Origin of the sequence: Streptomyces sp. VRA16 Mangrove soil, from assembly GCF_017377775.1 — a bacterium.
Lineage (GTDB): Bacteria > Actinomycetota > Actinomycetes > Streptomycetales > Streptomycetaceae > Streptomyces.
Genome location: NZ_JAFVLN010000032.1, coordinates 1 through 14653, shown reverse-complemented (window position 1 = coordinate 14653; position 14653 = coordinate 1). Strand labels below are relative to the sequence as shown.

Here is a 14653-nt window from a genome sequence, read left to right as displayed (position 1 = left end):
TGTGTGAACATCTCCCGGGTGCTCCCGGCCCCGCTCAGGCGGTCCTCGGCCCCAGGTCGTAGCGCTCCTTGACCAGCTCCAGGTGCAACCAGCTCTCCACCGAGCGCACCGCCGACAGCGCGCGCATCTCCTCCAGGGTGTCCCGCACCGCCGCGAACGACTCCGCGGTGATCGTCCCGACCATCTCCGCGCGCCCCAGGCACGTCGACAGGAACGTCACGCGCTCGAACCGGGCGACCCGCTCGGCCAGCGGCGCCACCGCCCCGTCCACCCGCAGGCCGAACCCGCACAGATAGCCCATGCCCAGCACGTCGGGGCGGACCAGGGCCACGACCTTCGCCACGCCGCCGTCGAGCAGCCGCAGGGTGCGCGCGCGGGTGGCGCCCGCGGACAGGCCGACGCGGCCCGCCAGTTCGGCGAAGGGCAGCCGGCCGTCCTCCTCCAGCTCGGCGAGGATCCGCTCGTCCGTCGCGTCCTGGAGGGCCACGGTCGGCTCGTCCGCCAGCAGGTACGGATCCTTCACGTGCCGGGTCGCGACCAACGGGTCCACCGTCCGGACGCCCTTCAGGCCCCGGATGTGCTCGATGGTCCGCTCCAGGTCGGCGAAGCCCGCCGTGCGCAGCTCCGCCATGATCGAGCGCCGCCCGCTGGTCAGTGTCACGAACGGGGCCTGGGGGAGCGTGGCGATCTCGCGCGCGACGGCCGCGGACGCGCCGTCGGTGTCGATGGCGAGATGCGCCGACGCGGTCAGCCGCCGCACCGCCGGATGCACGATGGCCACGACCCGCACGGCGCCCGACTCCTGCAGCCGCTGCACCCGCATCCGGGTGGCGGGCCGGGAGAGCCCCACCTGCTGGGCCAGCGTCTCGTAGGTCAGCCGGCCGTCGCTCTGCAGGCCGCGCACGATCGCCAGGTCGGTCTCGTCGAGATCCACGGGGTGGTTCCTCCGGTCGGTGGGGTGGCCGGTCGGGCGCCCGGCGCTGCTCATTGTGCGAGAACCGTCCGCCGGTGCCGTCATGTGGCGCCGCCCACGGCCATCTCGTCCCGCCTGGACAACGTACGCAGTCGAAACGTAAGTTGCATGCCGATAGGGCGAACGAATCGTCATTGAATGCGGATCTGGATGGAGTGTGGCGCGTGGGGCTCCCCGTCGCAGTGATCACCGACACCGAGGAACTCGACCCCGGGCCCGCGGTGCGTCTGCTGACCGAGGCCGGGTTCGAGGCCCGGGTCGTCGGCAGCCGTGACCCGGAGGCGATCGCCGCCGCCGCGCACGACGCCGACGCACTGATCGTCGGCTACGCGCGCATCGACGCCGCGCTCCTCGACCGGATGCCGCGGGTGCGGATGCTCGCCACCATGTCCGCAGGACACGACATGATCGACACCGCCGAGGCGCGGCGCCGCGGACTGTGGGTGGCCAACCTGCCGCACGCGGCCACCGAGGACGTCGCCGTGCACGCCCTCGCCCAGGCGCTCGCCCTCACCCGCCGCCTGCCGCAGGCCGACGCGGTCCTCAGGTCCGGCGGTTGGAGCACCGACTTCGCCGAACTGCCGCGCCGAGCAGGCGAGTTGACACTCGGGCTGCTCGGCATGGGCCGGATCGCCCGCACCCTCGCCCGGATCGCCGCCCCCGTCTTCGGCCGCGTCGTCGCCCACGACCCGCACGCCGCCGACTGGCCCGACGGCGTCGGTCGCGTCGACCTCGACACCCTCGTCGCCGACAGCGACATCCTCTCCCTGCACATCCCGTCGACGCCGGCCACCCGCGGCATGATCGACGGCCCGCTCCTGGACCGGATGCGCCCCGGCAGCCTCCTCGTCAACGTCTCGCGCGGCGACCTCGTCGACCCCGGCGCCCTGCTCGCCGCCCTCGACAGCGGCCGGCTCGCGGGCGCCGCCCTCGACGTCTTCCCGGTGGAACCGCCCGCCGCCGACGACCCGCTGCGCCACCACCCGCGCCTGCTGCTCTCCCCGCACAGCGCGTTCCTCTCCGACGCCTCGCAGCGCGCGTACGTCACCGAGCCCGCCCGCAACGTCATCGCCTGGTGGACCACCGGAAGCCCGCTCACCCCGGTCGTCACCCCCGCCGCCGCCCGTACCGAAGGAGCCCCCGCGTGACCGAGACCCTGACCGCCCAGCCCGCCACCGCGGCCGAGCTCGCCGCCGAAGAACTGCGCCTGCGCCGCGAACTGGCCGCCGTCTACCGCCTGGTCGCGCACTTCCGCATGACCGACCTGATCTTCACGCACATCTCGCAGCGGCTGCCCGGCCCCGACCACCACTTCCTCATCAACCCCTACGGGCTGCTCTTCGAGGAGATCACCGCCTCGAACCTCGTCAAGATCGACCTCGACGGCAACCCGGTCGAGCCGACCCCGCACCCGGTCAACCCGGCCGGCTTCGTGATCCACAGCGCGATCCACAAGGCCCGCCCCGACGCCCACTGCGTGCTGCACACCCACACCAAGGCGGGCTGCGCCGTCGCCGCGCAGCAGGGCGGACTGCTCCCCGTCAACCAGATGTCGATGGAGTTCCACCACCGCGTCGGCTACCACGACTACGAGGGCGTCGCCCTCAACCTCGACGAGCAGGAGCGCCTCGTCGCCGACCTCGGCGGCCACCCCGCCCTCATCCTGCGCAACCACGGCCTGCTGACCGTCGGCGACAGCGCCAAGCAGGCGTTCCTGCGCATGTACTACCTGGAGAAGGCCTGCGAGATCCAGGTCACCGCCCAGGCCGCGGGCACCCCGCTGATCCTGCCGTCCGAGCAGGTCTGCGAGTACACGGCCCAGCAGCTCACCGGCGAGGCCGCCTCCGACTTCGAGGACCACGACGCGTACGACCTCGCGTGGGGCGCGCTGCTGCGGCTCGTCGAGCGGATCGCGCCCGACTACAAGGACTGAGGCGGACCCGCCGGACCACGACGGAAAAAAGGGGTGGCGGTGGCGGAACGCGGACCGCTACCGTCACCCGTGTTCCGATCGGCGGCCGCGAGCCGGCCGCCGGGACCTTTCGTGTCTTTCTGATGGAGGTGTTGACCGATGACTGTCACCGCGCTGGGCGCTGCCCGCATCCCGACATTCGTTACGTCCTCCTCCGAAGGGTCCCCCCTTGTCTTCGAGCTTCAGCTCCAGCTCCAACCCGCTCTCCCCCTCCCGCACTGACGTCCTCGCCCCGTACGGCTGGGACGCCTCCTGGGAGTCCGAGTTCGCCCCGTACGCCGAGCGCGGTCTCGTGCCCGGCCGCGTGCTCCGCGTCGACCGCGGGCAGTGCGATCTCCTCACGCCCGAGGGCGTGGTGCGCGCCGACACCGAGTTCGTCGTGCCCCGCGACCCCCTGAGGGTCATCTGCACCGGCGACTGGGCCGCCGTCGACCCGTCCGGCGCCGATCCCCGCTACGTCCAGGCGTATCTGCCGCGCCGCACCGCCTTCGTGCGCTCCACCTCCTCCAAGCGGTCCGAGGGGCAGATCCTCGCGGCGAACGTGGACCACGCGATCATCGCCGTCTCGCTCGCCGCCGAGCTCGACCTGGGCCGTATCGAACGGTTCCTGGCGCTGGCCTGGGAATCGGGCGCCCAGCCCCTCGTCGTGCTCACCAAGGCCGACCTCGTCCCCGACGAGACCGGCCTGTCCTACCTGGTCTCCGACGTCGAGACCACCGCGCCCGGCGTCCAGGTGCTGTCCGTCAGCGCGCAGACCGGCGACGGGATCGATGTCCTGCGGGCCGTCGTCGCCGGCGGCACGTCCGTGCTGCTCGGCCAGTCCGGCGCCGGGAAGTCGACCCTCGCCAACGCGCTGATCGGCTCCGACGTCATGGAGGTCCAGGCCGTACGCGACATGGACGGCAAGGGGCGGCACACCACGACCACCCGCAACCTGTTCGTGCTGCCCGGCGGCGGCGTCCTCATCGACACCCCCGGGCTGCGCGGCGTCGGGCTCTACGACGCCGAGAGCGGCGTGGAGCAGGTGTTCTCCGAGATCGCGGGGCTGGCGGAGCGGTGCCGGTTCCACGACTGCGCGCATGTGGCGGAGCCCGGATGTGCGGTGCTCGCCGCGCTCGACGACGGGACGTTGCCGCAGCGGCGGCTCGACAGCTACCGCAAGCTCGTGCGCGAGAACCAGCGGCTCGCCGCGCGCACCGATGCCAGGTTGCGGGACGAGATGCGCCGGGTCTGGAAGCAGCGCGGCCGCCAGGGGCGCGAGGCCATGGAGGCGAAGCGGGGGCGCCTGACGTAGGGGGGGCGGTGCGGGTTCGGTGGGCGGCCGCGGGCCGGTGGGGCTTCTCGCGCAGTTCCCCGCGCCCCTGAGATGCGCACCTTCGGTGCGGTATCTCCCCGACGGGGAAGGCTGCGCGCCAGCGCATGCCTTCAGGGGCGCGGGGAACTGCGCGACCAGCCACACGCAACCCGCACCCGGCCAACCACCCCCCCCAAATCACCGCCACGTCCGATTCCCGCCAGCCGAGCGGAGCGCACCGCGGGAGACTGGGGAGCGTGATGATCGACGAAGACCGGCGCTACGAGGCCGTGCGCAGCCGGGACGCCCGGTTCGACGGTGAGTTCTTCTTCGCCGTCGAGACCACCGGGATCTACTGCCGCCCGAGCTGCCCGGCCGTCACGCCCAAACGCCAGAACGTCCGCTACTACGCGACGGCCGCCGCCGCCCAGGGCTCCGGATACCGGGCCTGCCGCCGGTGCCGGCCGGACGCCGTGCCCGGGTCCGCGGAGTGGAACGTACGGGCCGACGTCGTCGGACGCGCGATGCGTCTGATCGGCGACGGCGTCGTCGACCGCGAGGGCGTCGGCGGGCTCGCCACCCGGCTCGGGTACAGCGCCCGCCAGGTGCAGCGCCAGCTCACCGCCGAGGTCGGCGCCGGACCCGTCGCGCTCGCCCGCGCCCAGCGCGCCCACACCGCCCGCGTCCTGCTCCAGACGACCCCGCTGCCGGTCACCGAGATCGCGTTCGCCGCCGGGTTCGCCAGCGTGCGGCAGTTCAACGACACGATCCGCGAGGTGTACGCCCGCACGCCCACGCAGCTGCGCGCCGACGCGCCCGAGCGGAGCAGGGCCGTCGCCTCCAGCGCCGGGATCCCGCTCCGCCTCGCCCACCGAGGGGCCTGCGAGACCGGTCCGGTCTTCGACCTGCTCGGCCGTGAACTCGTCCCCGGAGTCGAGGAGTTGACCGGTGACGTCGCCGGGACCCGGGTCTTCCGGCGCACCCTGCGGCTGCCCTACGGCAGCGGCATCGTCTCCGTGGACGAGGCCGGGCACGAGCAGACCGGCGCGCAGGCCGAGCACCGGGGCGGCTGGCTCGACGCGCGGATCCACCTCACCGACCTGCGCGACCTGACCACCGCCGTCGGCCGCCTGCGCCGCCTCTTCGACCTCGACGCCGACCCGTACGCGATCGACGAGCGGCTCTCCGCCGACCCCCGGCTCGCCCCGCTCGTCGCCGCCCGCCCCGGACTGCGCTCGCCCGGCGCGGCCGACCCCGCCGAACTGGCTGTACGCCTCCTCGTGGGCCCCGAGCGGTCGGCGCGCCTCGTCGAGCGGTACGGGAAACGGCTCGACGCGCCGTGCGGCGCCCTCGACCGGCTCTTCCCCGCCCCGGACGTCCTCGTCGACGAACCCGGCACGCTCGGCGCCCTCGCCCGCGCCCTCGCCGACGGCACGCTGAGCCTCGACGCGGGCGCCGACCGCGACGACGCCGAGGCCGCGCTGCGCGCCCTGCCCGGCATGGACGCGCGCACCGCCGCCCTGATCCGGCTGCGCGCCCTCGGCGACCCGGACGTGGCCGTGCCCGGCGACGCCCTCCCCGACGACAGCGACAGCGACGCGTGGCGGCCCTGGCGGTCGTACGCGCGTCAACACCTCATCGCAGAAGGACAGATGTGACCGGCATGACCGATGTGACCGCTGAGACCACGTACTTCACGACCCTCGCCGGGCCGCTCGGCGAGATCCTGCTCACCGCCGACGCGTCCGGCGCGCTCACCTCCCTGTCCGTGCCCGGGCAGAAGGGCGGGCGGACCGTCCAGGACGGCTGGGTGCGCGACGCGGCGCCCTTCACCGAGGCCGAGCGGCAGCTCGCCGCCTACTTCGCCGGAGAACTCAAGGAGTTCCAGCTGGAGTTGAAGGCGGAGGGGACCGAGTTCCGGCGCAGGGTGTGGGACGCCCTCGACGACGTCCCCTACGGCGCCACCACCACGTACGGCGAGATCGCCGCCCGCATCGGCGCCTCCCGCGCCGCCGTCCGGGCCGTCGGCGGAGCCATCGGCGCCAACCCGCTGCTCGTCGTCCGCCCCTGCCACCGGGTGATCGGCGCCGACGGCTCCCTCACCGGGTACGCGGGCGGCCTCGAACGCAAGGTGCGGCTGCTGAACCTGGAAGGCGCCCTGTAGCGGGCCTGGCGGATCAGGGGGCGACGGCGACCGCCGCCGTGTAGCCCGCCGGGACCGCGACGTCCCGGATCGTCCAGCCGTCCGGCGCCCCGGGCGACCCGGGCAGCGTCCCCACGTAGTCGAGGTCGGCCGCCCGGGACAGACCCGTGCCGATGCCCTTGAGGTAGGCCTCCTTGCGGACCCAGGCGCGAGCCAGGGCGCCGCGGTGCTCCGACGGGGCGTCCAGGGCGGCGAGTTCGGCCTGTTCCATGGGGTGCAGCACGGCCGCGAGATCCTGCGTGACCTCGATCGACGGCAGCTCCTCGACATCGGCGCCGACCGCGGTGGGGGCCACCGCGACCAGGGCCAGATCGCCGCTGTGCGAGAGCGAGAAGTGCAGGTCCGGCGCGTCCGCGACGGCGGGGCGGCCGTGCGGCTCGCCGCACCCCGGGCAGGGCAGGCGCACGAGGCGTACGTCGCCCGGGGCGCGGCCGAGCCGTTCGCCCAGGACGGTGCGCAGGGCCACGTGCGAGGCGATGTAGCGCACCCGGTGCCGGTCGAAGCGGAAGGCGGCGGCGCGCCGCAGTTCGTCCTCGTCGAGCACGCCTGCGCCGGTGCCGGCCGAGGCGTCGGCGGGTCCGCCGTCCGTCCGGACCAGCCACAGCCGGACCGTGCCCAGCGCCGGCAACTCTTCCTTCTCGTACATGAGTCGTCATGCCTCCAGATAGCGCAGTACGGCCAGGACGCGTCGGTTGTGGCTCTGGGTGCGCGGCAGTTCCAGCTTGTCGAAGACCGAGTTCAGGTGCTTTTCCACCGCGCTCTGCGACAGATGCAGCCGCTCGCCGATGCCGGCGTTCGAGTGGCCCTGCGCCAGGGACTCCAGGACGTCGCGTTCGCGTGCGGTGAGCCGGGCCAGCGGGTCGGTGCGGGCGGAGCGGCCGAGGAGCTGGCGCACGACCTCGGGGTCGATGACCGCGCTGCCCGCGCCGACGCGTTCCAGGGCGTCCAGGAACTCCTCGACCTGGGCGACGCGGTCCTTGAGGAGGTAGCCGATGCCCTCGGCGCCGGCCGCGAACAGCTGGGCGGCGTAACGGCGTTCCACGTGCTGGGAGAGGACCAGGACGCCCGTCGAGGGGCGTCGCTCGCGGATCTCGACCGCCGCGCGCAGGCCCTCGTCGGTGTGGGTGGGGGGCATGCGGATGTCGACGATGACGATGTCGGGGGCGTGTGTGTCCACGGCGTCGGGGAGCTTTTCGGCGTCGGGGAGTGCGGCGACGATCTCGTGGCCCTCTTCGGCGAGCAGGCGTACGAGGCCTTCGCGCAGGAGTGCCGAGTCCTCGGCGATGATCAGGCGCATGCGGGCTCCTGGGGGCTGAAGGGGCTGAAGGGGCTCAGGGGGCTGAAAGGTCTGAAGGCGCGGCCGGGCCGTGGTGGCTGCTCGGGGCCGCGGGCGGGGCCCTGCCGGAGCGCCTGCCCGGCGCCGGGGGTCAGCATGGGAGGGTGGCTGTCAGGGTGGTGGGGCCCGTGGGTGGGCTGGTGATCGTGAGGCGGCCGTCCAGGGCCTCGACCCGGCCGCGCAGACCCGCCAGGCCCGAGCCCTGCGGATCGGCGCCGCCGGTGCCGTCGTCGCGCACCGCCACCTCCAACGCGCCCTCGGCGAGCGCCAGTCGGACCTGGATCTCGGTGGCCCGCGCGTGCTTGGCCGCGTTCGTCACCGCCTCCGACACCACGAAGTACGCGGCCGTCTCCACCGGCCGGGGCAGCGGCTTTGGCACCTCGTAGGTCAGGCGCAGCGGCACCGGGCTGCGCTCCGCGACCCCGGCGAGGGCCTCGCGCAGACCGGGGCCGTCGAGCGCCGACGGGTAGACCCGCCAGGCCACTTCGCGCAGTTCGGTGAGGATGTGGCCCGACTCCTCGTGGGCCTGTGCCAGCAGGGCCGCGGCCTGTTCGGGGGAGCGGCGCCTGGCCCGGCCGAGCAACATCGCGAGCGCCACCAGGCGTTGCTGGAGCCCGTCGTGGAGATCGCGCTCGATGCGGCGGCGCTCGGCGTCCACGGCATGCACGATCGCGGCGCGGCCCGCGGCGAGTTCGTCGATGCGCCGCTGCAGGCGCTCCCGCTCGGAAGGGCCGAAGGTGTCACGGGCGAGCCGGGCGTCGAGCGCGTACAGGGATCGCAGCCCCTGCACGGCGAGGAAGAGCAGGACGCCGCCGAGCGCCACCTGCCCGAGCAGTTCCGGCCCGCCGATCCGGCCGCGCACCACCGCGACGGCCAGCACCCCGGCGAGCACCGCGCCGAACGCGACCAGGCCCAGCACCACGGCCGTCAGCAGACCCGCGTACACGCGCGCGGCGACGTACCGCACGATCCGGTCGTCGGACGTCCCGGAGTGCGGCGGGAAGAGATCGCCGAAGAAGACGGTCCTGCGTCGCCGCTCCAGGGCCGCCAGCGCGCGGGCCCCCGAGACGACCGCCGCGCGGGCCCCGCGTGCCGGACGCGGCCACAGCAGCACGGGCCCCGCGGCGATCAGCCACAGCAGCCCCGCCCCCGCCGTACCGCAGCCGAGCAGCACCCCGGCCGCCCGCCGCCCCACCCTCGTCACCTGCACGGAAGCCGAGCCTACCGGCCCTGCCGCACCCGGTGGCGGCCCTTGTGGCCGCGGCTGCGCACCCGTACGACGACGTAGGCGACGACCGCGAGCAGTGCGGCCCCGAGGACCACCTTCGACAGGACACCCACGTACCGCTCCACCAGGTCCCACCGGTCGCCGAGGAGATAACCGGCGAGCACCAGCACGGTGTTCCAGACGAACGAACCGAGCGCGGTGAGGGAGAGGAAGACCGGCAGCCGCATCCGCTCCACGCCCGCCGGGACCGAGATCAGGCTGCGGAAGATCGGCACCATGCGGCCGAGCAGCACCGCCTTCGTGCCGTGCCGCTGGAACCACGCCTCCGTCCGCTCCAGGTCGGAGACCTTCACCAGCGGGATCCGCGCCCACAGGGCGTACATGCGGTCGCGGCCGATCGCCCGGCCGATGCCGTACAGGGCCGCCGCGCCGACCACCGAGCCGAGCGTGGTCCAGAACAGGGCCGAGGCGAGGGAGATCGCGCCCTGACCGGCCGCGAAACCGGTCAGCGGCAGGATGACCTCGCTGGGCAGCGGCGGGAAGAGGTTCTCCAGCGCGATGGCGAGTCCGGCGCCGGGACCGCCGAGCACGTCCACGAGACGGGCCGCCCACCCCGCGATCCCGGTGGTCGGTTCACCGGAGGCGGCGGCGGAGGCGGCCAGGGGCACGAGGTGCATATGAGGTCTCCAGGCAGGGCGATGCGATCCGTCCGAGCCCATTACCCGGACTTTACCCAGGCTAGAAACAGCAGCTCAGCACCACTACGAGGGTAACCGTTTGGCAAAGTGGGGCGTTCCGTGCCCCGGGCCCCGCGGTTTTCCGCAGGGTCCGGGGCGGCCGCAACTCCCTTACGCCGGAAGGCCCCAGCGCGGTGCGTCGGCGTTCGGCGCGACCGCTGCCACCCTCAGGTCCGGACGGTCGCCCGCCGCCGTGACCAGCGCCGATTCACCCTTGGCGAGCTCGATCCTGATGGCGCCTTCGCCCGCGTCCGCGTACCGCAACCGCTGCCCGCGTCCGTCCCTGACCTCGATCGCGCCGCCCGGGATGCCATGACGAACGACACACGGCGCACCCGCCTCGCTCACCAGTCGCACCCACCGCGTGGCACCGTTCTCGCGCACCGCGCTCAGCAGGAACGCGCCCTGGGTGCGGAAGTCGTGCACGGCGAGGTCCGCCCACGCGGCGGGCAGTGCCGGGAAGACGCGGACGACCCCGCCCCACGACTGGCAGACCATGTCGTGCAGCGACTGCGCGGCGGAGAGCGGTGTCTCGATGACCGGGCCCGACTCCTTGTACATGGTGTTCGCCTGGATGAAGCGCGTCATCAGTTCGCCCAGGTACTTCAGGGCGTCCTCGCCCTTGCCGAGCAGCGCCGACATCGAGGCCGCGCCCGTGAACGTATAACCCTGGAGCGCCCCCTCGAAGCCGACCCAGTGCGCCAACGACCGCTCGATCAGGGCGCGTTCGTCCGTCGTGCGGCCCGTCAGCTCGTACAGCGGGTAGACGGCCAGCATGTGCGAGTAGTGCCGGTGCGACTTCGCGAACGGGATGTCCGCGCCGATCATGAAGCCGTTGGCGTCGGTCGGGTACGCGACCCGCTTGGCCAGCACCTCCTGCCAGCGCGGCTTCGACTCGTCGTCGATGCCCAGGAGTTCGGCCGACTCGAGCAGGGTGCGGCAGCCCCATGTCAGCAGCATCAGGTCGTAGTTGCAGTCGCGGGAGTTGCCGCCGTACTCGGGCGAGAAGGTCGCCGGCAGATGCAGCTTGCCGTCGTCGCCGGGCGCGAGGAAGTGCAGGTAGTAGTTGATCGCCTTGCGCAGCAGCGGGTACAGGACGTCGCGCAGCACCGACTCGTCCATGGTGTGCCGGTAGCTCAGCCAGACGTTGTGCAGCGCCCAGGTGAGGTTGCCGACCTCGGGGGTCGGCGGGTCCTGTCCCGGGATGCCGACGCCGTAGCCCTGCGCGGTGCTGGTCGCGCCGCCGTTGACCAGGCTCGCGTCGGTGGTGCGCGGGATGCCGAGCGAGTCGGCGCGGTAGGCGGGCGCCATCTCGGCGGTGAGGTGGTCCCGGAACTCGCTCAACGCCCGGGTCACGGCGTCGAGTTCGAGGTGGTTGGAGCCGTGGATCAGCCAGTACTCCAACTGCACGTTCAGGTTCCACCAGGTCGCGGGCCACGGCGTCGGCTCCAGCCAGGGGCCGCTCGTCGCCATCACCGGGGCGTCGCGCCGGGCGGCGGAGGCCACCTTGTACAGCTGGGTCCAGTAGAAGCGCTGGATGCGTGCGTCCGGCAGGGACAGGAAGCTCTTGCGGTAGTACGCGTCCCACCAGGCCCGGTGCGACACGGCGAGCGCCGCGTACGGGAGCTTCGCGGCGGCCCGCACCGTGGCCACCGCCTTGTCGCGGGCGGTCGCCTTCGGGAACGAGTGCCGTACGTTCACGTACAGGGTCCGCGACCCGTTGTCGCCGTCGCGGGTCCGCTCGCACCAGGCGGTGACGTGCTCGCCGCCCGCGAGCAGCGACTGCACGGCCGCGGACACCCCGTCGTCGTACGTGGCGACCTCGGCCGGCGGGTTCCCCTCGTACCCCGCGGGCTTGTCCTTGAAGGCGACGCGCGGGCTGATCGCGTCGGCCGGGTGGAACACCCAGCGGAAGTCCTGCTCGCCCGCGCTCGGGGTGATCTCGACGACCAGCACGGACCGGGCGTTGTCGACCTGGGCGCGCAGCGTGAGGGTGCCCCGGTCGGTGGTGAGGGTGCCGGTCAGCTCGGCGGTGCGCAGCCGCAGCCGCCAGTCGAGCGCGGTGACCGTGCCGACGGGTTCGAGCGTGAAGTACCCGATGGGCAGCCGGGCGAGGCCGAACAGGGAGCCGAACTCGGGGCGGTGGTCCTGCACCTCGGAGTGCTGCACGTTGAAGCGCACCGCGTTCTTGCCGGGCTCCTGGTAGATGCCGGAGCCGAGCAGGCCGTTGCCCAGGTACGGGCCCTCGTACCAGGTCTTCGGCATCTTCTGCCAGACGAGGTCGGCGTCGTCGAGGACGGTGCGCCAGGGGTCGCCCGCCGTGGTGACCTGCGGTGATCCGGCGGTGCCGGCCTGTGCGGGCAGGGCCGCGCCCAGGACCGCCGCGCCTCCCAGGGCGGATCCGGTGGCCAACACGGTGCGTCTGGACGGGCTCGGCATGGCAGCGCCTCCTGGCGATTCGACTCAGCGATTCATCGGAGCTATCCCGCGCTGCAAGCTAGGGATGAGGAAGAGGGGCGTCAATAGTGCGGGATAGATCCGACCTACTCGGCTGCCGAGTTCGGGAGCGGACGAGCCCGCTCTCAGGGGCGCGCGGCACTGCGCGACCAGCCGCACACCACCCCGCAGCCGCCCACCGTCCGAACCCGGCCGACGGACCCGCCGCCCCTCACCCCCAGATGACGGCCCCGAGCCACGCCCCCACGATCAGCAGACAGGCGAACAACTCGGCCAGCACACTGGAACCCCCGGCCCGCATCGCCGTCCGGGTCGAAGCGACGGCGTCCCCGTGCCGGCCGAGCCGCAGCCGCTCCGAGACGTAGATCCCGCCGATGAACCCGGGAATCGCGCCGATCACCGGCACCACACAGAAGCCGACGAGCGCCCCGGCCCCCGCCCACACCGCGAGCCGCGAGGTCGCCCCCGCCTGCCGCAGCCGGCGCGGCGGCAACTGCCAGCGCAGTACCTGGGCGGCGAGCAGGACGACGGTGGCGCCGACGAGAACGCCCCAGGCCAGCGCGTTCGGATCACGCAGGGCCCAGACCGCGACCGCGGCCCACACCAGCCATGACCCGGGCACACCCGGCACCATGACCCCGCACAGGCCGAGGAGCAGAACGGCCCCGACCAGCGAGAGTTCCCACGTTCCCATGCGGGAAGCGTGCCATGGTCATGCCGCTCCGGCACGGCCAGAGCCGGCCGGAGCCCGGCTCATCTGGCCACCCAGTCCCGCTCGAACGCGTGCCAGCCCAGCTGCAGCCGCGTCGTCACCCCGGCCAGCTCCATCAGCCGCTTCACCCGGCGCTGCACCGTCCGCAGGCCCAGGTCCAGCTGTTTCGCCACGCTCGCGTCGGTCAGCCCGGCGAGCAGCAGGGAGAGGATCTCCAGATCGGTCGCGTCCGGTCCGTCGAGCCCGGCCTCACAGACCCGGCCGCCCTCACCGAGCCGCAGCGGCAGCGCCTGCCGCCACACCACCTCGAAGAGGTCCGTCAGCGACTCCAGGAGCCCGCTCGCGTGCACGACGAGCGCGGCCGGCTCGGCGCCGGGCGCGGTCAGCGGCATCAGCGCCAGGGACCGGTCGGCGATGATCAGCTTGGTCGGCACCCGGTCCACCACCCGGACCTGCTCGTCACGGCCGAGCGCCGCCGCCAGCTCGGTCAGCCCCGCGGGCTGGGAGAGCACCTCGCGCTCGATCACCACGCGATAGGTGACACCCCGGTCCATGGCCTGCGCCTCCGCCTCGTTGTCGGCGGCGGACACGACCATCGGGGTGCCGGTGACCAGGCAGAACACCTCCTCGGTCGCGCCGAGCTGGATCTGCAGGAAACGCTGGGCGACGGCAGCCGCGCCGGTCACCACCTCGACGAGATCGTGCGCCGTGGGCTCGACGGTCCGCGCCCGGTACTCCTCGGCGAGCTGCGCGGCCGACAGCTCCGCCTTCTCCAGCTCGTGCCGCTGCTGGGTGAGAAGCGCCCCCAGCGCGATCCCGGGCGGCGCCGCGACCCAGCGTCCCGGCCGCGCCGACGACTGGGCGGCGAGCCCGCTCCGCTCCAGACGACGCAGCGTGCGTTCGGTCTCGTACTCGGCGAGGGCGAGCCGCCGCGCCAGATCCGGTACGTCGGCGGCCCCCACCGACACCAGGGCGCGGTACGCCGACTCGTGCACCTCGTCCAGACCTATCGCACTCAGCATGCGCCGTTGCCCCTCCTTGATCTCCCCTGACCATGGCCGCCCCCTCCGGAACGTTCTGCTCCACCCCTGCGTGGCGGTAACCGGCCATGGCACAAACACGCCGCGCCCATCATCCCCGTAACCCCTCGTGCTCTGCCAATGTGGGGCCCCCGCGCTGATCATGCGGGTGTGAACCGATCCGTCGGGCGGCCCCCCTGTGGGGGGTGGGGCCGCCCGACGGATTCGTGCGGGGTGGCCACGGTCAAAATTTCCGGATGCACCGTTTTCGTACGGCTCCCGCGGTGGACAATAAGGGCATGAGCCAGCAGGGGGAGAGGCCCACCGGACGCCGGTCCCAAGAGGACGACTGGTGGGGCCAGTTGTACGGAGACGACGCTGACGACGCCACCGGTGCCGCCGCCGACACGGGACCGACGCTGGCAGCGGACACCCTGGACGACCGTTTCGCGTCGGCCGGCGCGGTGGTGACCGTGCCGCAGGACCGGGCGGCCGGTCCGTCCCGGGCGGAGTGGGAGCCGTGGGACGACCCGCCGCCGTCGGAGCCCGCACCAGGGGCGCCCGCCGCGACCGTGCCCGGCCCGCGGGAGGCCGCACCGGCCGAGCCCGCCGCACCGCCGGACATCGGAGGGCTGCCACCGCGGCGCGGCCCCGACGAACCGCCCCCGCCGCCCCCCCCCCACACCGTCCCGATCCTGGGAGACGGCCCGCCCACCTACGAG

General features: G+C 73.5%; 13 protein-coding genes and 1 pseudogene. 6 read left to right on the top strand and 8 right to left on the bottom strand.

From position 1 onward, the window contains the following. Positions 1-34 precede the first annotated feature (34 nt). On the bottom strand, positions 35-934 hold the full coding sequence (locus J3486_RS43030) for an Lrp/AsnC family transcriptional regulator (RefSeq protein ID WP_207830312.1): 900 nt from the start codon (positions 932-934) through the stop codon (positions 35-37). A gap of 203 nt (positions 935-1137) precedes the next feature. Here J3486_RS43030 and J3486_RS43025 point away from each other — a divergent pair, with 203 nt between their 5' ends. The 5 genes from J3486_RS43025 (at position 1138) to J3486_RS43005 (ending at position 6403) form a co-directional block, all read left to right on the top strand. Continuing rightward, positions 1138-2121: a C-terminal binding protein gene (locus J3486_RS43025; protein ID WP_207830309.1), complete on the top strand. Its 984-nt coding sequence runs from the start codon at positions 1138-1140 to the stop codon at positions 2119-2121. Continuing rightward, entirely contained in the window at positions 2118-2906 is a 789-nt protein-coding gene (locus J3486_RS43020; RefSeq protein ID WP_307805188.1) for a class II aldolase/adducin family protein, read from the top strand. Before J3486_RS43025 ends, J3486_RS43020 begins: the two co-directional genes overlap by 4 nt. Before the next feature lie 208 nt (positions 2907-3114). Continuing rightward, positions 3115-4239, top strand: a complete 1125-nt coding sequence (gene rsgA, locus J3486_RS43015) for a ribosome small subunit-dependent GTPase A (protein ID WP_207830306.1) — start codon at positions 3115-3117, stop codon at positions 4237-4239. 260 nt (positions 4240-4499) lie between these two features. Then, entirely contained in the window at positions 4500-5897 is a 1398-nt protein-coding gene (locus J3486_RS43010; protein WP_207830398.1) for a DNA-3-methyladenine glycosylase 2 family protein, read from the top strand. Between the two features lie 5 nt (positions 5898-5902). Beyond that, complete coding sequence (locus tag J3486_RS43005) at positions 5903-6403, top strand: methylated-DNA--[protein]-cysteine S-methyltransferase (protein WP_207830291.1); 501 nt, start codon at positions 5903-5905, stop codon at positions 6401-6403. A gap of 13 nt (positions 6404-6416) precedes the next feature. Here the strand turns inward: J3486_RS43005 and J3486_RS43000 are convergent, their stop codons facing one another. The 7 genes from J3486_RS43000 to J3486_RS42970 all read right to left on the bottom strand — a co-directional run bounded on the left by J3486_RS43000 (position 6417) and on the right by J3486_RS42970 (position 13934). Beyond that, the gene (locus tag J3486_RS43000) at positions 6417-7088 is read right to left on the bottom strand and encodes a 4'-phosphopantetheinyl transferase superfamily protein (RefSeq protein ID WP_207830288.1); all 672 of its coding nucleotides are present in this window, start codon (positions 7086-7088) and stop codon (positions 6417-6419) included. Between the two features lie 6 nt (positions 7089-7094). Then, positions 7095-7739, bottom strand: a complete 645-nt coding sequence (locus J3486_RS42995) for a response regulator transcription factor (RefSeq protein ID WP_207830270.1) — start codon at positions 7737-7739, stop codon at positions 7095-7097. A 130-nt stretch (positions 7740-7869) separates the two neighbouring features. Next, entirely contained in the window at positions 7870-8988 is a 1119-nt protein-coding gene (locus J3486_RS42990; RefSeq protein ID WP_207830267.1) for a sensor histidine kinase, read from the bottom strand. An 11-nt stretch (positions 8989-8999) separates the two neighbouring features. Then, positions 9000-9683: a DedA family protein gene (locus tag J3486_RS42985; protein WP_207830264.1), complete on the bottom strand. Its 684-nt coding sequence runs from the start codon at positions 9681-9683 to the stop codon at positions 9000-9002. 171 nt (positions 9684-9854) lie between these two features. Beyond that, complete coding sequence (locus tag J3486_RS42980; RefSeq protein ID WP_207830261.1) at positions 9855-12182, bottom strand: glycoside hydrolase family 95-like protein; 2328 nt, start codon at positions 12180-12182, stop codon at positions 9855-9857. Positions 12183-12411: 229 nt separating this feature from the next. Beyond that, the gene (locus J3486_RS42975) at positions 12412-12894 is read right to left on the bottom strand and encodes a DUF456 domain-containing protein (RefSeq protein ID WP_207830257.1); all 483 of its coding nucleotides are present in this window, start codon (positions 12892-12894) and stop codon (positions 12412-12414) included. Between the two features lie 59 nt (positions 12895-12953). Next, a complete protein-coding gene (locus tag J3486_RS42970) occupies positions 12954-13934 on the bottom strand; it encodes a LuxR family transcriptional regulator (RefSeq protein ID WP_207830253.1) in 981 nt (326 codons plus the stop codon). 296 nt (positions 13935-14230) lie between these two features. Here J3486_RS42970 and J3486_RS42965 point away from each other — a divergent pair. Continuing rightward, positions 14231-14653, top strand: a pseudogene (locus J3486_RS42965) (hypothetical protein); the annotation flags it as partial.

Bases quoted from the DNA above. Each gene is read 5' to 3' on its own strand.
- J3486_RS43005 (WP_207830291.1), top strand. From the start codon at position 5,903: ATGACCGATGTGACCGCTGAGACCACGTACTTCACGACCCTCGCCGGG.
- J3486_RS42980 (WP_207830261.1), bottom strand. From the start codon at position 12,182: ATGCCGAGCCCGTCCAGACGCACCGTGTTGGCCACCGGATCCGCCCTG.
- J3486_RS42995 (WP_207830270.1), bottom strand. From the start codon at position 7,739: ATGCGCCTGATCATCGCCGAGGACTCGGCACTCCTGCGCGAAGGCCTC.
- J3486_RS43010 (WP_207830398.1), top strand. From the start codon at position 4,500: ATGATCGACGAAGACCGGCGCTACGAGGCCGTGCGCAGCCGGGACGCC.
- J3486_RS42970 (WP_207830253.1), bottom strand. From the start codon at position 13,934: ATGCTGAGTGCGATAGGTCTGGACGAGGTGCACGAGTCGGCGTACCGC.
- J3486_RS42985 (WP_207830264.1), bottom strand. From the start codon at position 9,683: ATGCACCTCGTGCCCCTGGCCGCCTCCGCCGCCGCCTCCGGTGAACCG.
- J3486_RS43000 (WP_207830288.1), bottom strand. From the start codon at position 7,088: ATGTACGAGAAGGAAGAGTTGCCGGCGCTGGGCACGGTCCGGCTGTGG.
- J3486_RS42975 (WP_207830257.1), bottom strand. From the start codon at position 12,894: ATGGGAACGTGGGAACTCTCGCTGGTCGGGGCCGTTCTGCTCCTCGGC.